The organism is Bradyrhizobium sp. USDA 3315 (assembly GCF_054056795.1).
This window is the reverse complement of record NZ_JBSRYP010000001.1, coordinates 4,679,129-4,702,685: the sequence shown is the minus strand read 5'-3', so window position 1 is coordinate 4,702,685 and position 23,557 is coordinate 4,679,129. Positions and strand designations below refer to the sequence as shown.

Sequence of the window (23,557 nt, the reverse complement as noted above, 5' to 3'; positions counted from 1 at the left end):
ACTCAATCATCTAAAGCCGCGCAGAACGCCCCCCCAATCGGAAATCGGATCTCGCCCGGTTCTGAGTGTGTTGATGGGATCTTCGTCTGCAAAGCCCAAGGCCATCCCGCAGAAAACCAATTCCTCGGTGGATAAGTCGAGCAATTCCGTCAGGGTCTTTGGGTAACGTGACCAGTACTCCTGTGCACAGGTCGCAAGTCCTTCTTCGACCGCCAGGAGCATCACTGTCTGGATAAAGATACCGAGATCCGCCCACTGCGGTGGGCCGAACCTTCGGTCGAGACAGAAAAATAGGCCGACAGGTGCGCCGAATAGCTGCCCGTTTCGAGCCAGCTGCTGCAGCCGACCTGCCCGATCTTCCCTCGGAATGCCGATCACGGCATAGAGGTCTTCGCCGTACTCCCAGCTTCGGCGCCGATAGGGGTCCCACAGCGAGTCTGGATAAATTTGATATTCCGGGGGCTCCCCAAGCGGATTTGCGCTCGCGCGCTCCTTAAGTTCATCGAGCGGGCTGCCGGTGAGCACGTAGACGCGCCATGGCTGGAGATTGCCTCCCGAAGGGGAGCGACGGGCTCTCTCCAGCGGGGAGCGCACCCGTTCTTTGGAAACTGGATCAGACTTGAAAGAGCGGACCGACATGCGCCGCTCGAGGGCTTCGGAGACATTCACGCGACCACCCCATATTTCGGGAGCAAGGAAACTGACCAGGCGCGCCAGTGACAATTCTCATGAAAGTTGTGCCAGGCCTGTCCGGCAGGGCCCTTCATCGAAGCAGGGCAACGAAGGGCGACCGTCACGAGGCGGGACTTGCGACAGTATCGCGCGTATCTTCTGACTTGCGCGAAAGGATCATCTTGAACTTCTCTCCTGCGCCGGTCGCTTTCCTCAGCAACGCCACGAGCATTGATGCCGCCAACAGCGCAGCCAATTGGAAAGCGCCGACCACGGCTGTCTTTGGGCTAATTTCCAGATGAATATCTTGCCACATCAACATTGCGAGTGGCGTCTTGGATGGCGAACTCAAGAACATGCTCAAGACGCGATCGTCGAACCCGGCGAGGAAGGCGAAGAGGAAAGCGCTGGACAATGCGGGAACGAGAAGCGGCAGCGTAACAGTGAAGAATGCTGCCATCGGGGTGGCTCCTAAACCGACTGCTGCTCGCTCGACATCGATGTCGCTGCTTTGCAGGGCAGCGGTCATGATAATGACCACATAGGGAAATCCTAGAACGGTAAAGCCAAGCCAGAAACCAGCAATGGTACCGTTGAGCTTCAACGCAACGGTGAGAAAGAACAACCCGATACCAAGCACAATTTGCGGCAGAATCATCGGGACAACCGCGGCCAGCCACATGATCCTGCGTGCACGCAAGACGCCTCTGGTCAAGGAGATGCTATAAGCTGTCCCCACCAGCAATGCCGTGGAAGCGGAAAGTGCGGCCATGCTGAAGCTGAAAAGCGCTGCGTCGCGCCAGCGCTGATCGGCGAGCAGTGACTTAAACCAGCGTGTAGAAAAGTCCGGCGGTGGAAACATGAGATAGGGTGCATTGCTGAACGCGATCGTGACGACGACGATCATCGGCGCCAGCAGGAACAGCAGTACCAAGATGAAGAGGATGAAGAGACAAGGATTGGCCACAAGAGCCGTTGCGTCGAACAAGGTAAGAAGGGCCCGCGCCGCCTGGCCGATACCCAATCGCCGATACCAGGCACCACCACTGCGCAGGCCTCCTTCTCCGGACCGCCATCGACCGTGGTCGACAGCCCCCAGAGTGACAATGTTCCGGCGAAACAGGAACAGGAACGCGCTCACCCCGAAAAATAGCATGCAAGCCAGGGCGGCTGCGAAATCGAAATCCGCCAATGTCGAGACGCGGACCTCAATTGCCTGGGCCACCAGGTAGTCGCCAAGGGCTCCAAGCATGGCTGGCGTGATGTAAAAGCCAATGGCGCACAGAAAGACCAACGCGCATCCGGCCGTCAGTCCCGGAAGCGAGAGCGGGAAAACGACGGTCCAGAAGACGGTTGCCGGGCCCCCGCCAAGACTCTGCGCAGCCTTGATCAACGCCGGATCGAGTCTCCGCAGGACACCGTAGAGCGGCAGGATCATCATCGGCAGAAGGATGTGAACCATGCCGACATAGCTGCCAAACGTGCTGAAGACCAGCGGCAGCGGCTCGCTCGTCAGCCCGATGGAAATGAGAAGCCGGTTTACAATGCTGGAGCTGCCGAGGATCGCGATCCAGCTATAGGACCGGATCAGGATGCTGGTCAGATAGGGAATCGCCACCAACATCATGACAGGAGCGGCATACCGACGGATCCGGGTCGCGACGAAGGAGGCATAGGGATATCCAAACAACGCACAGAGCCCAGTGACGGAAAACGCCATCCAGAGGGTCTTGAGGAAAATTCCAAAAAAGGCCGGAGCACGAACGATCTGTGCGTATGCTTGAGTGCTCCAATGCCCTTGATGCCGCAGGCTCATCCAGACGACGATAGCCATTGGCAAGGCGTAGCCAGCCGCCAGAAGCGCAACGCCCGGCAGAGGAAGAGCCAGCCGTTTCACTTGTCCACATCGCTTGCCGGAGAAATTGGCGACGTTAGCCTCCCGCGACCCAGCGTTCCCACTCCACGATGGCGCGTCGCAAGCCGGTTTCTCCGGTGGCATCCACCGCATTCCAGAAGGCATAGTCCTGCACAATCTGCCGCTCTTTGAGCCCAGGCGCGGTAGGCATCAACTCTGCCCGCTGTTTCGAGAGGTGTTCGAAAGCGCGAGAGTTAGTGGGTCCATAGGTGATCAGCTCGGAGAATCTAGCCTGAGGCTCCGGACGGCTCATATAGGCGATGTATTTCTGTGCGTTCTCGCTATTCTCGGCTCCCTTTGGGACAGCCCAGGCGGCCCATTGCAGAATGCCCTGGTTCCAGCTCTTGCCGATCCTTGCCCCCTGATCGTTCGCGCCATCGATGCGGCCATTCCAGGCGCTGCCAACCGTCGCCTGTCGATCGACCTGAAGGCACGCTTCCAGTCCAGCGGTCGATCGACGGGTCGATTTCTTGGACGATCGCCAGCAACTGGTCAGCGAGTTGCACCGTCGCTTTTGTCCCCTGCTTTTCCCAGTAGGCTCTGTCGGTCGGAGCCGCTTCTGCATCCTCGTCCTCATCCACAACCCCTCTGGACATCTCGTCCATCACTTTCGTGAAGACTAGAGTCGTGTGCTCACCAACCTTTAACGCCTGCATCTGCAGCGCGATCAGCGGAATCACCCCGTTGAAGAGCGACACGACATTTAAGAACCGACTGGTGATATCCTCCGCAACAACCACCGCGCAGTGCTCATATTGAGGGTAGCGCTTTCGCTCGATGTCCCAATACTCAATAGAACGGACGATGTGTGCTTCGTCCGTTGAACCGAGTTGGACTTCGACCTCGTAGCGGCGCTTCGTCTCTGAGTGCTGAAGAAGTAAATCCAGCCTACCGGCCCGGGGCTGTACCCGTTCCTTATCGCGCAGCACCAGAGTCCCCAGTCCCAGGATTTTTGGGTCGGCGGCAATCAGGCCCTGTACCCAATTCTCGTTAAGCTCAGGATGGAGTTTGAGCGAGATGCGCTCCGCTTTCGTAAAGTTCATATGGTTGTCGTCCAATCTATAGCCGACCAGCAACGTGTGCGTGCGGGCGTTAAACAAGGCTGAACGGAGCCGCATGCGCAGACGCGCCGTCTCTCATGTGCCTAACGAGAAGAGAATCGCAACCACATTTCCGCTGTTTTTCCGATCCGCCAAGGTGCGTGTTTTCCGCAGAAGGCCCCGATTAAGGACACCGACCGCGTCAGCCCTGGTATCCGCTTAGGCGCTATACGGGCCAGCCGTGATCCTGCCCCCGCCATGGTAAACGAAGTCGATCCCGTAGCGGAAAAGCCCTTGACGGTCGCTCACCCGTTTCGCGACGATCAGCATCGATACGCCTAAAGTAGCGTAGGAGATTCTTTGATGAGGGAAACGCTACTCGATCCGACTGTCGATGACATTGCACCATCGAGCGCAAATCTGACCGTCTACGACGAGGAACATTTGATTACATACTGGCGGCTGCTTGATGCCGATGCCGAAGGTGCAGATTGGCGTGAGGTTGCGCGCGTCGTTCTTCACGTTGACCCGGCCATCGAGTGGAACCGAGCGCGCCGTGCTTTCGACAGCCACCTGGCTCGGGCAAGGTGGATGGCAGATCACGGATATCGACAGCAGCTTCGGCGCACGACGCTTGGCTGACCGATGAACTGGCCCCGCCCCATCTGATAGAGCACATTGCGCTGACAGATCGACCATGATCTGCGCGCAGACTTTGTACGATACGGACGAACGAGCCGGAAGCAGAACGGTACGCTTCGTACCAGAGCACTCACGAGGCCGTTGTCGATTTCGTATTCTCAAGGCATTAGGCGTCGTGCCGCGAGCGGCGGCGGGTCGCATAGGCTTGCTAGTGTCCTTCGAATCCGAAGTTCGCTAACCTGCCGACCGTAGAATGACGCCAACTTCGGAACACTCGCGCACTGGTCCAGTCCAACTATGGCACTCGCACCGATGATCGCCTACGCCCATGTCGGGAAGCGCTTTGCCGACGGTCACGACGGCGAACGCATCACAGCCGTCAACGATGTCTCGCTCGATATTGCCGCGGGCGAATTCCTGGCGATCGTCGGCACCTCCGGCTCCGGCAAATCCACCTTGCTGCGGCTCGCCAACCGCCTGCTCGACCCGAGAGCGGCCGCGTCATGGTGGAGGGCCAGGACGTGCGCGGCGTCGATCCGGTTCACTTGCGCCGGCGCATGGGCTACGTGTTCCAGAGCGGCGGGCTGTTTCCGCATCTGCGCGTCGCCGACAACATCGCCGTCACGCCGCGATTGCTCGGCTGGCCCGCCGCCGAGATCGCCGCGCGCGTCGATGAGCTCCTTGACCTGGTGCGGCTCGATCGCTCCCTCCATCGCGATCGCCTTCCGCATGAACTGTCGGGAGGACAGCAGCAGCGTGTAGGCGTGGCGCGGGCGCTCGCCGCCCGTCCCCGCATCATGCTGATGGACGAACCCTTCGGCGCGCTCGATCCGCTGACCCGCGACACCCTGGGCGAGGAGTACCGCGCCCTGCATCGCAGGCTCGGTTTGACCACGGTAATGGTCACCCATGACATGACGGAGGCGTTGCTCCTTGCCGATCGCATCGCGGTGATGCGGGCCGGACGGGTTGTGGCGCAAGGCCAGCCAGCCTACCTGGCAAACAACAAGGATCCCTACGTGGCGGAGCTGTTGAGCACACCCAGGCGGCAGGCCGAGCGGCTGAACGCCCTGCTCCCGGGAGCAAGCGCGGGATGAGTCTCCTGACCGACCCTCGTTGGCGCGATGCGGCGGCGCACCTGCCGGACTATCTTGGCAGCCATGTTCAGGTGAGCCTGGCAGCGCTGGCGCTCGGGCTCGTGATCAGCCTGCCGCTTGCGATCCTTGCCCGCAACCATGCCGTGATCCGTGGCATCCTGCTGGGTCTCGCCAGCGTCGTCCAAACCGTGCCGGGACTGGCGCTGCTCGCGCTGTTCTACCCGCTTCTGCTCGCCATTGCGTCGTTGACGCTTCGTTGGTTCGGCTTCGACTTTTCCGCGTTTGGATTCTTGCCCGCCATGCTGGCGCTGGCGCTCTATTCCATGCTGCCGGTGCTGCGCAACACCATCACAGGGCTGAACGGCATCGATCCCGCGCTGCTCGAGGCGGCGCAAGGGGTCGGTATGACGCCGCGGCAATCGCTGTTCACGGTGGAATTGCCGTTGGCACTGCCGGTGATCATGGCCGGCATCCGCACCTCGGCGGTATGGGTGATCGGGACCGCGACATTATCGACGCCGATCGGGCAGACCAGCCTCGGCAATTACATCTTCGCCGGATTACAGACCCAGAACTGGGTGCTCGTGCTGTTCGGCTGCGTCGCCTCGGCGCTGCTCGCGCTCGCGGTCGATCAACTTTTAACGCTCATCCAGCGCGGATTACGCGAACGCAAGCGCCTCCGCACCATGCTCGGCAGCGTCGGGATCGCCGCACTGGTCGCGGCCACGCTGATCCCTTCGATGGCACGGGCGCCGTCGACTTACGTCATCGGCGCCAAGACGTTTGCCGAACAATATGTGCTCTCCGCGCTGATTGAGCAGCGGCTACAGGCCGCGGGATTGCAGGCCTCGACGCGCGAAGGCCTCGGCTCCAGCGTGATTTTCCAGGCGCTCGCGGCGAACAACATCGACGTCTATGTGGATTATTCCGGCACGCTGTGGGTCAACCAGTTTCACCGCACCGATATACCGCCACGCGAAACCTTGCTCGCCGAGTTGAAGGAGATCCTGGCTAAGCAAGACATTACCCTGCTCGGCGCGCTCGGTTTCGAGAACGCCTATGCGCTGGTGATGCCGCGGCAGCGCGCCGATGCACTTGGTATTCATTCGATCACCGACCTGGCTGCGCATGCGCCGACGCTGTCGATTGCAGGCGACTACGAGTTCTTCTCGCGCCCCGAATGGAGCGCCCTACACAAGGCTTACGGCCTCTCATTTCGCACGCAACGACAGATGCAGCCGGATTTCATGTATGCGGCAATGGCGAGCGGCAACGTCGACGTCATCGCGGGCTATACCAGCGAGGGGCGGATCAAGGAATTTGACCTGGTGACGCTGTCCGATCCCAGGCAGGCAATTCCGCCCTATGATGCGGTCCTGCTGCTGGCACCGCGGCGCGCGCATGATGCGGCGTTGCAGGAGGCGCTGAAGCCGCTGCATGGCCGGATCGACATCGCGACGATGCGCGAAGCTAATTTGCGCGCCAGTGGCAGCAATGCGAACTCCTCGCCCGCCGCGGTGGCGCGCTGGCTGTGGCAGAGGATCGGTGGGCAGTAGATGCAGGCCCAGAGAGTCAAATGGCTGGGAACACGGTGGACACGGAGCGGTAGTCCTTGGGTACCGGCCATTCGCGCACTCGCGCCCACTGGGGCCTTGACTTAGCACCTGGTCTACCCAAGGCTCGAAGCAGCCGAAGGATCGTCATTGAACCGATCTACTTTCTTGGGGAGATTGCCATGCAAAATCCGCCGCTCGATCCGCATGTCAACGATGCGGCGCCAACTGATTCGATCCTGACTCCCTACGACCAGGAACACGCTGTCACCTATATGCGTCTCCTGGACGCAGACGCCGAAGGCGCCGACTGGAGAGAAGTCGCTGAGATCGTGTTGCGCATCGATCCCAAGCGTGAGCCGCAGCGTGCCCACCGGGCCTACGAGACCCATCTCGCTCGTGCCAAGTGGATGGCCAGGCATGGTTATCGGCATCTGTTGCGGAGCGGTTGGCCAAGTTCGAACTGAGCAACGATTGCACGCGAGTCTGGTGCGAAGTGCGCAGCGCTCAGGATAGCGATTGACATCGCCGCGCTATTGATGACTGCCGCGAAGATTGTCGTGTGCGAGAGCTTTGTTGGATCCGGTTGTCGCGGAGCATCAAACAAAGCTTGCGTTTTGGTAACGCGTGCTCCGCTGGTCGTCTGCCTCCAAGGCCGGCGACCAAGATCAAGCCGGCGGTCGCTCTGCAGAGATACCTACCCCCACCCCGTCGCGAAACAGGAACTGGACGCCCTTCGCCTCGAACACTCGTCGGGAGGTATAGACGATGTCGGCCTGCGGCTCGCCCTTGTCGTCGAACAGGCGAATGGAGCCGGCGGTCGCGACGAGAAAGCGTCCTCCCAGGGAGCTCAAGCGTGTGCTTGGTGCTGGAGTCCGGCGGCAGGCGATGCTGCTCGGACGCTGAGGACATCCTGTGCGCTTGGCCGGCGCAACCCTTCTGGTTGGCCGGCGTCGCGACTTGGGCGGGCGGCGGATCTGCGGCCCACGCGCTCCCCATTAGCCCGCAGGCAAACAGGATCATGGCAAGGGAGGCGTGGCGCGGCGCGATCATCAATTGCATCGAGTTCTCCTGTCCCGGCGCGCACGCTGGTGCGCGAGGCCACAAAACGGCTCGAACCACTAGCTGAGGCCGGGGAACAACGAACCTACTAGATCCGATAGTCATCACCATTGCCGGACGCCCTATCAATCGCGGTGCGAAATCGGTCGCAAACAAATCTAACGGAGTGTACCTCCACGGCTTCAGCAAACGCGCTTACGGCAACGCGATACTTGCGCAGTTCCGAGAGCATGTTCGCAAACCTCAAATTTCTTTGTACGTAAAGCGCATCAAGTGATGTGCCCCAGACATCACCAAAACTAATCCACAATCGGAAGGTACTTGGAGTACAGTGATCAACTTCGTTGCCCCTAACACTACATGGGACATTTTCAGTGCGGGAACCGCTACTCGATCTTACCGTCGACGACGTTGCGCCATCGGACACGAACCTGACCGTCTATGACGAGGAGCATTTGGCTACGTACTGGCGGCTGCTTGACGCCGATGCTGAGGATGCAGATTGGCGCGAGGTAGCTCGCGTTGTTCTTCACATTGATCCTGCTCACGAATGGGATCGAGCGCGGCGCGCTTTTGACAGCCATCTCGCCCGGGCTAGGTGGGTGGCAGATGATGGTTATCGGCAGCTGCTTCGCGGTGGTGCTCAAAGTTAGAGACGGGTAGACCAATAGGCCGCACTGACGGATGAAATGTACTGGACTGCGATGTCGGCTTCTATTAGTTCGGACTAGATCAATTGAGCTCCGATCAGAAGAGCGATCCCGTCCTTGGCTGTTCTCAAGTTAATATTTGGGAAAGTGCGAATTCTCAGTGAGCCGCTGGCCAGTATAGCGTCAACAGCCATAGCACAAGCAGACCCGCACGGAGCGAGGAGCTGTCTGCCAATGTGTCCTTTCGTTAGATTGACAACAGGATCGTCGCGCGTCGTTCATCAGGCCTAAACCTACGTTGAGGCTGCTGGCATCATCCTCGGCGACCTTGTGGGACGAACCAGAACTCATATCGGAACGTTTGGGACGCGCGCTGTAGCCGCGCGATCGTTTGTTCGTGGCTCTCTAATGACCCACAGTCTCTCACCGGCGTGTGATAATTACTCCTTCCCACGACGTAGACGCGCTGGCTTGCGACCTCTAGGCAACGTCTTGGGAATCCCGGCACGTTTGGAAGGCCGAACAAAGAACTCGGACAACTGAACGTCCAGCGTTTCGGCGATGCGGCCGAGAATCTCTATTGTCGGGTTTTTCGATTGCCGCTCAAGACAACCCAGGTAGGAGCGGTCAATCCCGGCCTCGTAAGCCAATCTCTCCTGCGAAATACCGCGTTCCACGCGGATCCGACGCACATTTCTGGCCACAAGCGCTCGAGCTTTCATGGGCCCACGCATGCCATTCGGCCAGGCGGTCAAACCACTGGCTATAGTCCAACCATTTAGTAATTCTTCCTGAAAGCAGCTTGATGGCCGCAGCGTAACTCGCCTCGAGCGGCGGCAGAAGAGAGCGGCGCACAAGAGGCCGATGGGACTCTTTTGCTCTCGACGGCAGAGCTCCGGTTCGACGATGTCAAAACGGCTCGGCGCGACAACCATATAGCCCCCACAGAAGAAGCGAGCCATTCATTCCTAGAGACGGACACAATCTCTCCAGTCACCTATCAACCCTATCAATTGATCAAGAAGACAGACACATGGCATGCATCCGCGTTGCGTGAAGACCGTCAAGAACGTTTGTCGAGAAGGAAGAATGAAAAGGCTGCTCCTGGGCACAATAGTCATCATGTTGCTGGCCGCAGCTGTCGCTGGTCTGGGCGCGCGGCTCTGCGAGCAAAACGGCTCTGACATCGGTATCAATGGCAGCAGTGGCCGTCGATGCTGGGAGTTCGTCAACGCTGGCGATGTAGTCCGTGCGCCGCCTTCTGCCCCGAGATGTCCTGGTGCGACAAGATGGACGCTCGGCGGCGAAATCGGTTTCCGATGGCAGATAGCCCACTTGGTGTTCGGCATCGCGGCGAACGGCAACTGCGCCAACCACGAGCAATCCAACGCTAAGCTCGTTCTGCCAGGCCTTCAGGATGAAGGCAAGATTGTTACCCGCGGCCCGGTTGAGGACCCGCTCGGTTACGCCTGGAATGACGTGCTCCTGTATGCAAAAGGCGCCACTGCGGTCGCCCGCAACAAATATCAGCCCTATGAGCTTGCGGCACCGCTGCCCCTCGTCAACGGCAGCGAAGGCCAACGGGGCTATGCAGCCGGTGTGGACGTGGAGTCTTCGTTGCTGCCCACTTGGCCGCCAGCGCTGAGTACGATTGCGTGCTCATGGGCCCTCCGATCATCGGCTTTTGCGCAACCGGAATCGCAGGCTTTTCCAACGAACGGTCTCGCAGGAACTGCCCACGTTGGGCAGGACATCAACGTCGGTTTGGTCCACGTGAACTAACGCCTGGATGTCGCGGACGTCCTTGTTTGGTGTGAATCCCTGTCGAGCGACAAGAGTAACTGATGTCCAGAATTTTGGCTGTTGGGACGGCTTTACCATCGTTCCGGTTTTCTCAGACAGACGTCAAGGCTTTAGCGGGCCGCCACTTCGTTTCCAGAATGGAGAAGCTGAAGAGATACCTTACAGTATTCGATCATGCGCTAGTCGATCAGCGCTTCTTTTGTGTTACGCCCGAATGGCTTCTCAGTGAGCATCGCATAAGTGAGACAAACCAGATATACTTGGATTGGGCGAAGGAGCTCGCGTGCAAAGCAACAGTGCTCTGTCTCGACCGGGCTGGGGTTAAGCCCGAGCAAGTCGATCGGGTTTTGTTCGTCTCGACGACAGGGATAGCGACCCCTAGTCTCGACGTGGACCTGATCTTCAAGATCGGATTGCGACCAGATGTGGGACGGACGCCGATCTTTGGCCTCGGATGCGCTGGGGGAGCGTCGGGAGTTAGCTTAGCAGGAGCTCTTTGCCGAGCAACCAATGAACGCATTCTCCTCGTTGCTGTGGAGCTGACTTCTCTTACATTCCAGCCGAATGATCTCACCCCAAAGAACGTTGTCGCCGCGAGCCTCTTTGGCGATGGCGCTGCCGCGCTGTTGATCGGACCAGCTGAAAGCGGCTCTGGCAAACTGGATATCGTGAGAAGCACGAGTTTGCTTCACCCGGACTCCACTTCTCTAATGGGCTGGCATTTTGGAGACTCCGGATTTGAGGTCGTGGTCTCCGAGCGCATTCCATCAATGATTAGCGAATTGATGCCACGTGCAATGCGATCGTTGCTACCGGCGGATGGCATCCCCCCTAGCCAGGTGAAGAGCTTTATCTTTCATCCCGGCGGGAGAAAAGTATTGGAGGTTTGTGAGCGGGGCCTTGGGAGGTCCTCTGAGAACTTCTTTTCCAGCTATGAGACGCTTCGACTTTATGGAAATATGTCCAGCGCAACTGTGCTATTCGTGCTGGAACACGTGCTGGCGCATGAGGAGCAAGCGCCGGGATCATACGGCATCTTAGGCGCCTTTGGGCCCGGCTTCTCGGCCGAACTGTCGCTACTGAAATGGGTAAACACCGAAACGGCACAGCCACCCCCCGCAAACCATGAGTTGTCGGACAACCGATTGAAGCGGGTCGCCTAGTAGTGACCGGCGTCACCAAACTTGTTGCCGCGGCTGTTGAGCGCCCGCGTGCCCGAGATGCTGCCACTGGTCTGCTCTGTTCAATGGTACCCCAGCAGCGTCCGCGGGACCGGTTGCCGTTATAGCACGCTCGACCGGCTTCTGACCTTAGTCGGTGCGGATAGGGGCCTCCTGCTGGCGTTGGAAGGCGCGACCGGCGCAGCCTATCAGGGAGTGACCTTCCGCGAGGTGCATGATGCCGAGGGTCCGACGCGGCTGAGCTTCCGCGCTTATTGGCGGCAGGACAACTGCAATCCATCGCTGCGTCCGTTCCTCGACCTGCTTCGCGAGCGCTATCCAGATCTTTCCGCTGCCCCAGAGACAGGCTGAGCAGCATTTCGTCGGGCCTTCGCAAACGCTCGGTCGGTCGCCATGAAACGCTCGATCATCGGCGCGATCAGTTTGGCAGGCTCGGCCGGTATCGTCGCGCCTCCGCTGCGCGTCAGAATCTCGGCGTAGCTTTTGAGATCCCTAAAGACCGCCGCCGGCAGCTCGATCGTGAGCTTTACCGGCTTGTCGTCTTCAAGTGGTCCAAGCTTGAGCTTCGTCATGGTCTTCCTCCCTTCGCGTAGGGCGCCAGCACTAGGTCCCGCGTGACGATGACGCGAACCGGGAAACCTGGCCGGATGGTCAGCGTCGGCTGGATATTGAGCTGGCGCTGCACGATCTGCTGGCCGGTCTGGCTGATACTGTTGGACGCACCGCTGCGGATCGCTTGAACGAGGTTGTTCTCGTTCTGGCTCGTGCCCGCCTCGGCTCCAACGCTGAGCATGGTCGAGAGAACGGCGGCCTTGAACAGCATGCCCCAATGGTTGTCGACCTCGTCCTCGAGCCCAGCATAACCACCGGTGTCGGCGCCGGGCTGGCGCTCCAAGACGATCGAGTTACCATCTGGCATGATGATGCGGGTCCAGACCAGGAGGATGCGACTCTGGCCGAATGCCACGGAGCTGTCATACTGGCCGATCAGCTTCGCACCCTGGGGGATCAGAAGATATTTGCCGGACGGGCTGTCGTAGACCGCCTCCGTGATCTGGGCGGTGACTTGGCCGGGCAGATCGGAGCGAATGCCCGTGATGAGCGCAGCGGGGATCACGGTACCCGCCTGCACAACATAAGGCGAGACCTTGGCCTCGAGCCGGTCCGGACTGACCGTGCGCTTATCCGTCGACGCATTGAGGAAGGCCGATTTGCGGTCCTGCATGTTCTGGGCCGATCCAGCGTCGACGGGGGGTGTTGCGGCCGGTGGCGTCGCTGCTCCGGTCGCCGAATTCGGGATGATTTGGCTGACGCTCTGCGGTTGCTGAACGGTCTGGGCAAAGAGCCGGCTGACGCGCGCCGCTTCGATCTCCTGCGCTCTGTGCTGGGTCTCCGGATCAGGCGTCGTTGTAGAGACGACGGTGTTCGATGCAGCGCCAGCATTAAGGATCGGCTTGCCGAGATCGCCGGGCAGCGGTGGTCCGAGCGGCGGCGCCTGCCTCGGCAGACCAGTATAATCCTTCGGCAAGGCGGCGAGACCCTCGGCCGAAGGGCTATTCTGGGTGCTGAGCAACTCTTGGCCGGCTTGCTGCTTGTTGCGGGTTTGCAGGGCGTAGCCGAGCGCTCCCGCCACTGCGAGGGCAGACACCGTGCCGAGGCCGATCAGGATCTTGCGAGAAAGGCGTGTGACAGGTGGCCGCTCGCCTCGGAGCCGAAGATCCGGCGGCGCGACGGGCGGGGTGTCGCTTTGATGTTGGTGTTCGTCGTCTATCGCCATGAGCGCGGCCTTCCGTCGGTGCGGACAATGCGCACGCGCCGCTCGCTGTCCTTGTCGCCAAGACGCAATTCGGCGGCGGCGAACAGGCGGTCGACAATGTAGTAGTTGCGGTTCACGCGGTAGTTCACCAACTCGGAGCCGCCGGCTGGTCCAATGACGAACAGCGGCGGCATTTCGCCCTGGACGATCCCGCTGGGGAATTCGATGTAGACTTTGTTGCCGTCATCGAAGGCGCGCAGCGGACGCCAGGCCGGATCATCGCCCTCGATCGCGTAGCGGAAGTTGATCGAGGCGAGATCAACGCCGGCCGCGATTGGCGCTGCGGTTTCAGCCGCCGCATTCTGCCGCCGAAGTGCAATGAGCTGGTCCTCGGGATACTGCCACGAAACCGAGGCCATGTAGGCCTTCTCCGTCGAGCGTAGCTCGAGAAGATAGGTCCGCCGGTCGGTGTTGATGACGAGATTGGTGACCAACTCCGGCCGCGTCGGTTTGACGAGGATGTGGATCTTCTTGGTCGCGCCCGCGCCGCTTTCGGTATCGCCGATGATCCAGCGCACGGTGTCGCCGGCAGCGACCGGACCGGAGCCTGTGAGCTGCTCACCCTCCTGGAGGGCGACATCGGTGATCTGGCCGGGCGCCGTATAGACCTGGTAGAGGGCTCCACCCGAGAACGGATAGATCTGGACCGCGTTGATGAAACCGGTGCGGACTGGCTGCACCCGTGCCGCAGCGTTGGCCTGTTTGACGCGGACCTTCGGATCAGCAGCTTCCGGGACGCGTTTGCCCGGGGCGAGCGGTTTCAGCTGCCCAGGCAGCGGCAGGGGTTTTGGCAATTCCACGATCTTGACGGGCGGCGGCGGATCGGCAGTCAGCGTTGCCGGCTCTGCGGTGTCGTAGTTGATGTCGGGCGGGATGAAATTGTGCGCGCAGCCGCCAAGGGCCGAGACGGACATCAGCAACGCCGCCAAAGCGGATTTACGGAAGCTCGTATCGCCGCATTTCCGGCTTCGCTGAACGATGAAGAGACGCGAAGCCGGACGGCCCGCGCTTAACGAGATCGGCGGGGTCATTGTCCGAGCTCCTTCGACCAGTTGATGGCGTTGATGTAGATGCCGAGCGGATTCTTGCGCAGCCGGTCGGCATCGGTGGGCGGCTGAATGGCGATGGTGAGGATCGCAGTCCAACGTGAGGTGCCGGCGAGCGCTCCGTCCTGATAGCGGTGCTCGACCCAGGCAACGCGAAAACTGTCCGGCGAGGCACGGATGACGCTGGAGACGTCGATTGCGACCTGCTGCTTGCCGAGACTGGCGAAGGGGTCATTGGCGCGGGCGTAATCATTCAGTGCCATCGCGCCCGCCGTGGTCGTGAAATCGTAGGCCTTCAGCCAGTTCTGCCGCACGATGATCGGATCGGCCGGAAGCGAGCGCACCATCGCGACGAAGTGGGCGAGATACCAGGCAATCTGCGGATCGCTCGGCCTATAGTCGGCCACAGCCGGCGCCACTGCTTGTGCCTCGCCGAGCTTGTCGACCTGCACCACCCAGGGAACGACGGTGCCGTGCGTGGATTGCCAGACGAGCCCGCCGGCAAATCCGCAAGCAAGTAACAGCGAACCGAAGGCCATCAGCCGCCAGTTCTTCGCCTGCACGCGGGCCGAGCCGATGCGATCGTCCCAAACCTGCGCTGCGCGCTGATACGGGGTTTCGGGTTCGGGCGTGCGGCCGTAGCGGACCGACGATCGCCGAAAGATTGACATTCTTTATTCTCCTCCCGAGAGGTCGACGGAGTGGCCGCCGCCATGGCTGTCGCCGGATTTGAGGGCTTGCGCGGCGGTCTGCGCGCCGTGAATAACTGCCTGATTGCGCTTGACGCGCTGGGCCCAGGCGGGCGGACCGCCCTCGCCCGCCGCTTGAGAGGCTCCATCGTTTGCGGCCTCGCCACTCGCAATGGTTCCCATCGTCGAGGAGCCACCCGTGTTGGCGACACCGGCACGGGCGCCAGAGCTGAAGCTCTCCAACATTGCCCCCGTTGCTCGCTCAGCGGCACGTCTGACGGGAGCTGCTACGCTACTGGCCGCCGCACGGCTTGCGCCACCGAGACCGAACGCGACTCCGCCAGCGCCGGACCGGCCGGCCGATGCGAGGCTGTAGGCTGAAGACATGCCGCCTGCCATCGCCGCACCACCACGTGCGGCCGCGGCAGTACCGGAGGCGGCTGCCATCGCTCCCCTCCCGGCGAGCCCAAGCGCCGCGCCGCCCGCCATCGCCGTGCCGGCGACGGCAAGTCCGGAGCCGACGGCAGCGCCCGCGCCAAGCTGCGGTGCTCCTGAGACAAGACCAGTTGCGATACCAGGCCCGAAGATACCGAGGCCGAGCATGGCGAGTGCTGCCAGCACGACCGAGAGTGCCTGCTCGATCGTCGGCTGGCCGCCGCCATAGGCCGACGTGAACTGGGCGAACAGTCCGGTGCCGATACCGACGATGACGGCGAGCACCATCACCTTCACGCCGGAGGCGACGACATTGCCGAGCACCTTCTCCGCCAGGAAGGCGGTCTTGTTGAACAGCGCGAACGGAATCAGGATGAAGCCGGCGAGCGTCGTCAGCTTGAACTCGATCAGGGTGACGAACAGCTGCACCGCCAGACTGAAGAAGGCGATCAGTACCAACAGCCAGGACACCATCAACACCGCGATCTGGACGAAGTTCGCAAAGAAGCTGGTGAAGCCTATCATCTGGCTTGCGGCATCCAGCAGCGGCTGCCCGGCATCTAGGCCGACCTGCGCGAGCCGGCCGGGCCGCAGGAAGTCCGCCGTCGAGATCGACGAGCCGCCGGCCTTCAGGCCGAGGCCTGCGAAGCTGTTGAAGATGATGCCGGAGAGATTGTTGAAGTTTGTGATGATGAAGGCGAAGAACCCGATATAGAGCGTCTTCTTCACCAGCCGCTGGAGAATGTCTTCGTCTGCTCCCCACGCCCAGAATACACCTGCCAAGGTGATATCGATGACGATCAGGGTCGAGGCGAGATAGGTGACCTCGCCTTTGATCAGGCCGAATCCTGAATCGATATAGGTGGTGAAAGTATTGAGGAAGGTGTCGATGACGCCGACGTTGTTCATCGCTGGCCTCCTTACCTCACGTTCGTCGTTGAAGGTGTGGCCGGCGCGGCCTGCGGCAGAAGTGGCCGCGCCGGCCTGCCGAAGAAGCGCGCGCGGTTCTCCTCCCAGACCGCCTGGCATTGCGGATCTTCGGCATCCTGGGGTCCGAGCACGCGGCAGCGGCGCAGCTCAGCCGATAGATCATCGGGCGTGGAAACGACGGGAGCGTCAGATATGGTCCGCGGCGCGGGACGCCGATGGATATAGGACAGCGTGGCCATGAAGATGGCCATCAAAATGGCCATCGCAACGGCGCGTAAGATATCCGAGCGCTCCATAGTCCCATGCCTTTAGTTGCCGCTGAACATCGTGACGGTGCCGGGTTGGTAGCCGCTGCGCGTCGCGAAGATCCTGTATTGCTGCTGCCCCTGCGACTCGGTCGCCGTCACGCGCGCCTGCTCCAGCGCGTCCGCTCGTCCCTTCGCGGCGAGAACTGCGACGAGATCGGACAACTGCTGCGATTGCAGCGCGAGGAGCTGGTTGCCGGCCTGAGCGGCCTGCAGCGCGCCGCTCGCGGACTGGCTGGCGGTGACCAACGATGACATCGCGCTGGAGTTGGTCGAGATATTGCCGACGACGCCAGCCTGGACTTTCAGGGAGTCCTCGAATGCGCCGACCGAGTTCTGCCAACGATTTTGAGCCGCGGCAAACATTGTGGCATTGGAGCCCGTGCCCGCCGCCGTGCCGTAGCTGCTGGAATAAGCCGTCTGGATACCCTGAACGTTGAAAGCGATATTTTGCGCCTGGCTCAGCAGCGATTGGGTCCGAGCAATCGTCGACTGAAGCTGGGCCAGCGTCGACATTGGCAGGCTCGCGAGGTTCTTTCCCTGGTTCACCAGGCTCTGGGCCTGATTGGTCAGCATCTGGATCTGATTGTTGATCTGCTGCAGCTCGCGCGCCGCGGTCAGCACGTTCTGGCTGAAGTTGCTGGGGTCGTAGACGACCACCTGGGCAGACGCCCGCGTCGTTAAATGCGACTGAAACGGCAAGGTCAGCGACAGGGCGCACGCGGCCATTAAGCCACGGCGTGTCTTGCGGACGGTCATGATTGCACCTCCAGGTTTGTCAGGTCAGGGATGAGATCGGCAGCCCAAAGCAGCTCGTGTTCGGCGAGCCAGGCCGGTGTAAAATTCTCGCGGCCGTGCTCGTCCAGCAGCCGTTCGATCGCGGCATGGTCGGCTTTTGAGGATGCCGCGCAGAAGGCGAGCGCGATCGGCCCGAGCCCCAACTCGAAGAGCCGGTTGCCGCGTCGCGATTGGCAGTAGTAATCCCGCTTCGGCGTCGCGCGCGCGATGATCTCGATCTGGCGATCGTTTAGACCGAAGCGCCGATAGATCGCCGTGAGCTGCGGCTCGATCGCGCGCTCGTTCGGCAGGAAGATGCGCGTCGGGCAGCTTTCGACGATCGCGGGTGCGATGTTGCTGCCATCGATGTCTGAGAGCGATTGCGTGGCGAAGACGACGGAGGCGTTCTTCTTCCGTAACGTCTTCAGCCATTCGCGAAGCTGCTGGGCAAAAGCCGGATCGTCGAGGACGAGCCAGCCCTCGTCGATGATGAGGAGCGTCGGCCGGCCGTCGAGCCGTCCCTCGATGCGATGGAAGAGGTAGGTGAGGACGGCGGGTGCCGCGCCGGCCCCGATCAAGCCCTCGGTTTCGAAAGCCTGGACTGACGCGAACCCGATCTGCTCAACCTCGGCATCGAGCAGCCGCCCGGACGGGCCGCCGACGCAATAAGGTTGCAGCGCCTGCTTGAGCGCGGTCGATTGCAACAGCACGGTCAGGCCGGTGATCGTCCGCTCCTCGACGGGCGAGGAAGCCAATGAGGTCAAGGCCGACCAGACATGTTCCTTCGCGGTCGGGTCGATGGTGACGCCTTCCTTGGCAAGGATCGCGGTCACCCATTCGGCAGCCCAGGCGCGCTCAGCGGCATCGCCTATCCGTGCGAGCGGCTGAAGCGAGACGGAGTCATCGGCGCTGTTTGACAGGCTGCCGCCGAGGTCGTGCCAGTCGCCGCCCATGGCGAGGGCCGCGGTGCGGATCGAGCCGCCGAAGTCGAAGGCAAAGATCTGGCTTTTGCGGTAACGGCGGAACTGGATCGCCATCAGTGCGAGCAGCACGGATTTGCCGGCGCCGGTTGGGCCGACGATCAAGGTGTGTCCGACGTCGCCGACATGCAGCGAGAAACGAAACGGCGTCGAGCCCTCGGTCTTGCCAAAGAACAGCGGCGCGCTACGGAAATGCTCGTCGCGCGCTGGCCCCGCCCAGACCGCCGACAGCGGAATCATGTGGGCCAGGTTCAATGTGGAGAGCGGCGGCTGGCGAACGTTGGCGTAGGCGTGCCCCGGTAGCGAGCCAAGCCAGGCTTCGAGCGCATTCACCCCCTCCGGCATACAGGTGAAGTCGCGCCCCTGGATCACCTTCTCGACGAGGCGAAGTTTTTCGGTGGCGCGGCTGGGGTCCTCATCCCAAACGGTGACGGTCGCCGTGACGTAGGCTTGGCCTACGTCGTCGGTACCCAGTTCCTGCAAGGCGAGATCGGCGTCAGTGGCCTTGTTGGCTGCGTCGCTATCGACCAGGGTCGAGGCCTCGTTCGTCATCACCTCCTTGACGATGGCGGCGATCGACTTTCGTTTGGCAAACCACTGTCGGCGGATCCTGGTCAGCAGCTTCACCGCCTCGGTCTTGTCGAGGAGGATCGCGCGTGTCGACCAGCGGTAGGGAAAGGCAAGTCGGTTCAGCTCGTCCAGGATTCCGGGATGTGTCGCGGTCGGAAAGCCGACCACGGTGAGCGTGCGAAGGTGGTGGCTGCCGAGCCGCGGCTCGAGGCCACCGGCGAGCGGCTCGTCCGCGATCAGCGCGTCGAGATGCATCGGCGTCTCCGGGACACGGACACGCTGTTGCCGGGTCGAGATGGTCGAGTGCAGGTAAGTCAGCGTGGCACCGTCATCCAGCCATGCCACCTCGGGCATGAACCCCTCGACCAGTTGCAGGACGCGGCTGGTCCGATCGACAAAGCCGCGCAGCAGCTCGTAAGGATCGACGCCGCTCTGCGCACGGCCCTCATAGAGCCAACCCTCGATGCGCGAGGCGTCCTCGGCCGGCGGAAGCCAGGCGAAGGTCAGGAAATAGCGGCTCTCGAAATGCGCACCGGCCTCCTCGAACGCATCCCGTCGCTCCAGATCAACCAGCGCCGATGCGGCATCCGGAAAAGCGCCGTACGGATAGGTCTGGGCGGCGCTGCGCTGGGCTTCGACGAAGATCGCCCAGCCCGAGCCGAGACGGCGGAGCGCGTTGTTGAGGCGGGCCGTCACACCGACCAGTTCCGCAGGCGTCGCGCTGTCGAGATCCGGACCACGGAAGCGCGCCGTCCGCTGGAACGATCCGTCCTTGTTGAGGACCACACCGCGTTCGACCAATGCGGCCCAGGGCAGGAAGTCGGGAAGGCTGGCAGGCCGATTGCGATATTCAGCGAGGTTCAGCATGGAAGCCTCATGCGGCGAGGTAAGGCGGATAGCGGAGGTGACGGCGAACGACGTCCACGAACTGCGGGTCGCGCTTGGCCGCCCACACTGCTGCGACGTGGCCCACGGCCCAGATCAGTGCGCCGGGAATCCAGAGCCGCAGCCCGAGTGCGATGGCAGCCGCCAACGTGCCGTTAGCGATCGCGACGCTGCGCGGAGCGCCGCCCATCAGGATGGGCTCGGTGAGCGCGCGATGGACCGGCGCGAAAAAGCCCGGCACCTCTGGATCGACAAGCGCAGCCATCAGACCAGCGCTCCGCCCGAGAAGCTGAAGAACGTCAGGAAGAAACTCGAGGCGGCGAAGGCGATCGACAGGCCGAAAACGATCTGGATCAGCCGGCGGAAGCCGCCGGATGTATCGCCGAACGCGAGCGTCAGGCCGGTCACGGTGATGATGATGACCGACATGATCTTGGCGACCGGACCTTGCACCGACTCCAGGATCTGATTGAGCGGCGTCTCCCACGGCATCGAGGAGCCGGAGGCGTATGCCGCAGGCGCGAACGCGATCGAGATGAAGGCGATCGCGGCGAGGTCGGTAAAGCGGTGGCGAACGAGACGGGTCGCGAAAGCAAGCTTGATCATGATGGGTCCTTGGGAAGCGAGGATTCGCCGCCCGCCCCGGCGGACTGGACACGGTAATCGCCGGTGGCGGGATCAAGGCCGGCGACGAGAGCAAGTTCGGCGAGGCGGCGTTCGCTGCCGCGGCCGCGCAGCACCGCGACGACATCGATCGTCTCGGCAATCAGCGCCTTGGGCACGGTGAGGACGGCTTCCTGGATGAGCTGTTCGAGGCGGCGGAGCGCGCCCAGCGCCGTGCCGGCGTGAATCGTGCCGATCCCACCGGGATGGCCGGTCCCCCAGGCTTTGAGAAGCTCCAAGGCTTCACTGCCCCGGACCTCCCCGACGGGAATGCGGTCAGGGCGCAAACGCAGCGAGGACCGAACCAGATCGGACAGGGACGCGACGCCGTCCTTGGTGCGTAGCGCGACCAGATTGGGCGCACGGCACTGCAGCTCGCGGGTGTCCTCGATCAGCACCACGCGATCGGTGGTGCCGGCGATTTCGGCGAGCAGCGCGTTGGTGAGGGTGGTCTTGCCGGTCGAGGTGCCGCCAGCGACCAGGATGTTCTTGCGCGAAGCGACGGCGGCCCGCAGCGCCGCCGCTTGATCGACCGTCATCGTGCCGGCGGCGACATAGTCATCGAGCGTGAACACCGCGACGGCGGGCTTGCGGATTGCAAAGGCCGGCGCAGCGACGACCGGCGGGAGAAGTCCCTCGAACCTCTCTCCCGTCTCGGGAAGCTCGGCCGAGACACGAGGGCTGGCGGCATGCACCTCAGCGCCGACATGGTGCGCGACCAGACGCACGATCCGCTCACCATCGGCGGCGGACATCGCCTGTCCGCTATCCTCCAAACCGCCTGACAGCCGATCGATCCACAGCCGACCATCGGGGTTGAGCATCACCTCGACGATCGAGGGATCTTCGAGGAAAGTCGCAATCGCCGGCCCAAGCGCGGTGCGCAGCATGCGCGCGCCACGCGAAAAGGCTTCTGAATGGATTGAAGTGACCGCCACGCCCGCCCCCGTCGAGCACTAATCGCAACAAGCGATCGGTGACGGGGATGGATAGAAAACGCAGGAAATGGGTCAGTTCAACAAGTATTCGGCCGTCGTAGGGAGCCAGCGCAGTGCAGCGAAAAGATACTTTCTAGATCGAAGACGACCTGACCGGAATGCGGCGCCGAACGAGGCGCGCCCGACGAATGGCCTGAATCTTATGAAGCATGATGGGCGAGGTAGCTGACGAGAAGCTGACGCGCTGGGCGTCAAGCGTCTGCGGCGCGCTTCTACTACGATCAAGCTATCGCGATCGGGCCAATGCAGCTCGCTTGCGTGACAGAAGGATCCCATTCGCGGTATCGCCCCTCCAATCGCGCGCTATCAAGAGGTGAGAATATTGCGGAACGTCTCATTCCCTAGCGTCGACCTCGTTATTCGATTACTATCGAGCGGCGCAGCCTATTGCTTGCCTACCCTGTCGAGTTCGGCGACCTTCTCCATCGGCCCGTGATTTGTTGCGCAGATCACCAAGATGGCGCTCAATGCAGCGCAATGACGATGTCGACGCAGCTTTTGCGGATGAACTTCGTGGCGCGCGCAATCGGGCGATTCGTTCGAAGGAGCATAGATATGGGCGGCTGCATTTCACGACTGACCGTACGGCACGAGCGCTCTCAGGACGATGAACATGCCCAGGCAACCGAGTTTGCGACTCGACTGGATTCCGTGCGATCGAGTTCGCCTCGGTCCAGTATTGAACAGCAGCACTCGCCCGAACCATCTTCGGGCGTCGGCGGCGGAACCGGGTCTAGCCGCACCCATCCAGCGCGCGTTGACGAAAAACTCCAGTTGCTTGGCCAAGCTCTCGAGCGTGCAGAGCAGGCGGGAATTTCGTCCGGTCTCACAGAATACGGTCAGCAAGTTGCTCGCTATCTGTCCGCCAACAGACAACCCGACGAGGAATTATTATCCCTCGATATCGACAATATCGATCGCCTGGCGAACAGCTATGACCGGCGCTACCCGGAGCTGAATCTTAAGTACATGGACTCGCCAGCCAAGTTTCTCGAGGCATTGGCTGACCGATCGTCGGATGGCGCTTGGCGAGCTGTCGTGCGGTTGGCGGACGGCGAGAAGCACCACTTTGCCGCTGATGTTCGAACCCGCGCGGGGGCAGCGCCGACGGTTATCGTTCTGGAACCGGCCAACTTTTACAACTTCATGACCCCGTACTTCAGATTGCGACGTGAATCGCTACACCAGCTGGGAACGGAGCCGAAGTGGGCCTTTATCGGGGTTGGCGCGCAGAAATCTCTCGCTGATTGCGTGATATTCGATATGCAATTTGCGCTAGCAGCATACCAAAAGTCGTCGACCTTCGATGACTGGCATGACAATCTTTATCGGCATGGGACGATTGCCGACGAGGGAGATCGCTCCAGCGACTACATGCCCTCACCCGACGCCATGCTGGAATATGCCGAAATAAAGCTCTTTCACGGGGAGAGATTCCTTCCAGCGCTGTTTTACAAGCACTCCCACTCCAGCGGAGTAATCGATGAGGTCGCAAGCTACCAACCTGGCATCAAAGAAAAAGACCTGAGCACCAGCAGACGCGATCCCAAAACGGAGTCGTTGACCGAACGGCTCCAAGCCTTTGCTGTCCAGCGAGACTCCAGGCAATATAGCGCATCGATCGAGACATCGAGAGCGACCAAAATTCGCACGGCGCTAGATCGGATATTGCCCGACTGATACGATTCTTCGTGTCAATTCGGGGCGAGGCTTGGACGGATTTACCGTAAGTGATCTGGGTGCACTGAACATCTGACGGTGTTGTCCTTGACGACACACGGGAGCCAGGAAGCACACAACGCCAAGTCGGACTTGCTCGTGGTGAGCAAGGACAGCGGTCACCCGCAT

Annotated in this window: 24 protein-coding genes and 1 pseudogene; 8 read left to right on the top strand and 17 right to left on the bottom strand. The window is 61.4% G+C overall.

Annotated features, from left to right (window positions below; genetic code table 11):
- Nucleotides 1-6: 6 nt before the first annotated feature.
- The 4 genes from ACVIYL_RS21665 to ACVIYL_RS21650 form a co-directional block, all read right to left on the bottom strand.
- Nucleotides 7-669: a nitroreductase gene (locus ACVIYL_RS21665; RefSeq protein ID WP_456779671.1), complete on the bottom strand. Its 663-nt coding sequence runs from the start codon at nucleotides 667-669 to the stop codon at nucleotides 7-9.
- 124 nt (nucleotides 670-793) lie between these two features.
- The gene (locus ACVIYL_RS21660) at nucleotides 794-2,569 is read right to left on the bottom strand and encodes an ABC transporter permease subunit (RefSeq protein ID WP_456779670.1); all 1,776 of its coding nucleotides are present in this window, start codon (nucleotides 2,567-2,569) and stop codon (nucleotides 794-796) included.
- A 34-nt stretch (nucleotides 2,570-2,603) separates the two neighbouring features.
- Nucleotides 2,604-2,939 carry an extracellular solute-binding protein gene (locus tag ACVIYL_RS21655; RefSeq protein ID WP_456781862.1) on the bottom strand — a complete coding sequence of 112 codons (336 nt, stop codon included), beginning with the start codon at nucleotides 2,937-2,939 and terminating at the stop codon, nucleotides 2,604-2,606.
- Nucleotides 2,869-3,630 (bottom strand): hypothetical protein, encoded by a 762-nt coding sequence (locus tag ACVIYL_RS21650; protein WP_456781980.1) that lies wholly within the window; start codon nucleotides 3,628-3,630, stop codon nucleotides 2,869-2,871. The genes ACVIYL_RS21655 and ACVIYL_RS21650 overlap by 71 nt, the downstream gene beginning before the upstream one ends.
- A gap of 360 nt (nucleotides 3,631-3,990) precedes the next feature.
- Between ACVIYL_RS21650 and ACVIYL_RS21645 the strand changes: the two genes are divergently transcribed.
- The 4 genes and pseudogenes from ACVIYL_RS21645 to ACVIYL_RS21630 all read left to right on the top strand — a co-directional run bounded on the left by ACVIYL_RS21645 (nucleotide 3,991) and on the right by ACVIYL_RS21630 (nucleotide 7,386).
- Nucleotides 3,991-4,269 (top strand): DNA -binding domain-containing protein, encoded by a 279-nt coding sequence (locus ACVIYL_RS21645; RefSeq protein WP_456779669.1) that lies wholly within the window; start codon nucleotides 3,991-3,993, stop codon nucleotides 4,267-4,269.
- Between the two features lie 297 nt (nucleotides 4,270-4,566).
- Nucleotides 4,567-5,366 (top strand): annotated as a pseudogene (locus ACVIYL_RS21640) (ATP-binding cassette domain-containing protein).
- Complete coding sequence (locus ACVIYL_RS21635; RefSeq protein WP_456779668.1) at nucleotides 5,363-6,922, top strand: ABC transporter permease/substrate-binding protein; 1,560 nt, start codon at nucleotides 5,363-5,365, stop codon at nucleotides 6,920-6,922. Before ACVIYL_RS21640 ends, ACVIYL_RS21635 begins: the two are co-directional and overlap by 4 nt.
- A gap of 179 nt (nucleotides 6,923-7,101) precedes the next feature.
- Nucleotides 7,102-7,386, top strand: coding sequence for a DNA -binding domain-containing protein (locus tag ACVIYL_RS21630; protein ID WP_456779667.1), 285 nt, complete (start codon nucleotides 7,102-7,104; stop codon nucleotides 7,384-7,386).
- Nucleotides 7,387-7,587: 201 nt separating this feature from the next.
- On the opposite strand, the gene ACVIYL_RS21625 is transcribed toward ACVIYL_RS21630, so the two are convergent.
- Entirely contained in the window at nucleotides 7,588-7,773 is a 186-nt protein-coding gene (locus ACVIYL_RS21625) for a hypothetical protein (RefSeq protein ID WP_456779666.1), read from the bottom strand.
- A gap of 582 nt (nucleotides 7,774-8,355) precedes the next feature.
- Here ACVIYL_RS21625 and ACVIYL_RS21620 point away from each other — a divergent pair.
- Entirely contained in the window at nucleotides 8,356-8,634 is a 279-nt protein-coding gene (locus ACVIYL_RS21620; protein ID WP_456779665.1) for a DNA -binding domain-containing protein, read from the top strand.
- Between the two features lie 437 nt (nucleotides 8,635-9,071).
- Here ACVIYL_RS21620 and ACVIYL_RS21615 read toward each other — a convergent pair whose 3' ends face one another.
- Entirely contained in the window at nucleotides 9,072-9,353 is a 282-nt protein-coding gene (locus ACVIYL_RS21615; RefSeq protein WP_456781861.1) for a helix-turn-helix domain-containing protein, read from the bottom strand.
- A 367-nt stretch (nucleotides 9,354-9,720) separates the two neighbouring features.
- Between ACVIYL_RS21615 and ACVIYL_RS21610 the strand changes: the two genes are divergently transcribed.
- On the top strand, nucleotides 9,721-10,413 hold the full coding sequence (locus ACVIYL_RS21610) for an outer membrane protein (protein WP_456779664.1): 693 nt from the start codon (nucleotides 9,721-9,723) through the stop codon (nucleotides 10,411-10,413).
- A 62-nt stretch (nucleotides 10,414-10,475) separates the two neighbouring features.
- Complete coding sequence (locus ACVIYL_RS21605; protein WP_456779663.1) at nucleotides 10,476-11,597, top strand: type III polyketide synthase; 1,122 nt, start codon at nucleotides 10,476-10,478, stop codon at nucleotides 11,595-11,597.
- A 332-nt stretch (nucleotides 11,598-11,929) separates the two neighbouring features.
- Here the strand turns inward: ACVIYL_RS21605 and ACVIYL_RS21600 are convergent, their stop codons facing one another.
- The 11 genes from ACVIYL_RS21600 to trbB are packed head-to-tail and all read right to left on the bottom strand — an operon-like array spanning nucleotide 11,930 to nucleotide 21,601.
- On the bottom strand, nucleotides 11,930-12,187 hold the full coding sequence (locus ACVIYL_RS21600; RefSeq protein ID WP_456779662.1) for a DUF2274 domain-containing protein: 258 nt from the start codon (nucleotides 12,185-12,187) through the stop codon (nucleotides 11,930-11,932).
- Nucleotides 12,184-13,392 (bottom strand): TrbI/VirB10 family protein, encoded by a 1,209-nt coding sequence (locus ACVIYL_RS21595; RefSeq protein ID WP_456779661.1) that lies wholly within the window; start codon nucleotides 13,390-13,392, stop codon nucleotides 12,184-12,186. The genes ACVIYL_RS21600 and ACVIYL_RS21595 overlap by 4 nt, the downstream gene beginning before the upstream one ends.
- Entirely contained in the window at nucleotides 13,383-14,462 is a 1,080-nt protein-coding gene (gene trbG / locus ACVIYL_RS21590; RefSeq protein ID WP_456779660.1) for a P-type conjugative transfer protein TrbG, read from the bottom strand. Before trbG ends, ACVIYL_RS21595 begins: the two co-directional genes overlap by 10 nt.
- A complete protein-coding gene (gene trbF, locus ACVIYL_RS21585; RefSeq protein WP_456779659.1) occupies nucleotides 14,459-15,148 on the bottom strand; it encodes a conjugal transfer protein TrbF in 690 nt (229 codons plus the stop codon). The genes trbG and trbF overlap by 4 nt, the downstream gene beginning before the upstream one ends.
- 3 nt (nucleotides 15,149-15,151) lie before the next feature.
- Nucleotides 15,152-16,510 (bottom strand): P-type conjugative transfer protein TrbL, encoded by a 1,359-nt coding sequence (gene trbL, locus ACVIYL_RS21580; RefSeq protein WP_456779658.1) that lies wholly within the window; start codon nucleotides 16,508-16,510, stop codon nucleotides 15,152-15,154.
- Nucleotides 16,511-16,521: 11 nt separating this feature from the next.
- On the bottom strand, nucleotides 16,522-16,827 hold the full coding sequence (gene trbK-alt / locus ACVIYL_RS21575; RefSeq protein ID WP_456779657.1) for a putative entry exclusion protein TrbK-alt: 306 nt from the start codon (nucleotides 16,825-16,827) through the stop codon (nucleotides 16,522-16,524).
- A 12-nt stretch (nucleotides 16,828-16,839) separates the two neighbouring features.
- The gene (gene trbJ, locus ACVIYL_RS21570) at nucleotides 16,840-17,595 is read right to left on the bottom strand and encodes a P-type conjugative transfer protein TrbJ (RefSeq protein WP_456779656.1); all 756 of its coding nucleotides are present in this window, start codon (nucleotides 17,593-17,595) and stop codon (nucleotides 16,840-16,842) included.
- Nucleotides 17,592-20,030, bottom strand: a complete 2,439-nt coding sequence (gene trbE, locus ACVIYL_RS21565) for a conjugal transfer protein TrbE (RefSeq protein ID WP_456779655.1) — start codon at nucleotides 20,028-20,030, stop codon at nucleotides 17,592-17,594. Before trbE ends, trbJ begins: the two co-directional genes overlap by 4 nt.
- Before the next feature lie 7 nt (nucleotides 20,031-20,037).
- Entirely contained in the window at nucleotides 20,038-20,313 is a 276-nt protein-coding gene (locus ACVIYL_RS21560; protein ID WP_456779654.1) for a VirB3 family type IV secretion system protein, read from the bottom strand.
- Nucleotides 20,313-20,654 carry a TrbC/VirB2 family protein gene (locus tag ACVIYL_RS21555; protein ID WP_456779653.1) on the bottom strand — a complete coding sequence of 114 codons (342 nt, stop codon included), beginning with the start codon at nucleotides 20,652-20,654 and terminating at the stop codon, nucleotides 20,313-20,315. The genes ACVIYL_RS21560 and ACVIYL_RS21555 overlap by 1 nt, the downstream gene beginning before the upstream one ends.
- Nucleotides 20,651-21,601 carry a P-type conjugative transfer ATPase TrbB gene (gene trbB / locus ACVIYL_RS21550; protein ID WP_456779652.1) on the bottom strand — a complete coding sequence of 317 codons (951 nt, stop codon included), beginning with the start codon at nucleotides 21,599-21,601 and terminating at the stop codon, nucleotides 20,651-20,653. Before trbB ends, ACVIYL_RS21555 begins: the two co-directional genes overlap by 4 nt.
- A 663-nt stretch (nucleotides 21,602-22,264) precedes the next feature.
- Here trbB and ACVIYL_RS21545 point away from each other — a divergent pair.
- Entirely contained in the window at nucleotides 22,265-23,389 is a 1,125-nt protein-coding gene (locus tag ACVIYL_RS21545) for a YopJ family acetyltransferase (protein ID WP_456779651.1), read from the top strand.
- Nucleotides 23,390-23,557 lie beyond the last annotated feature (168 nt).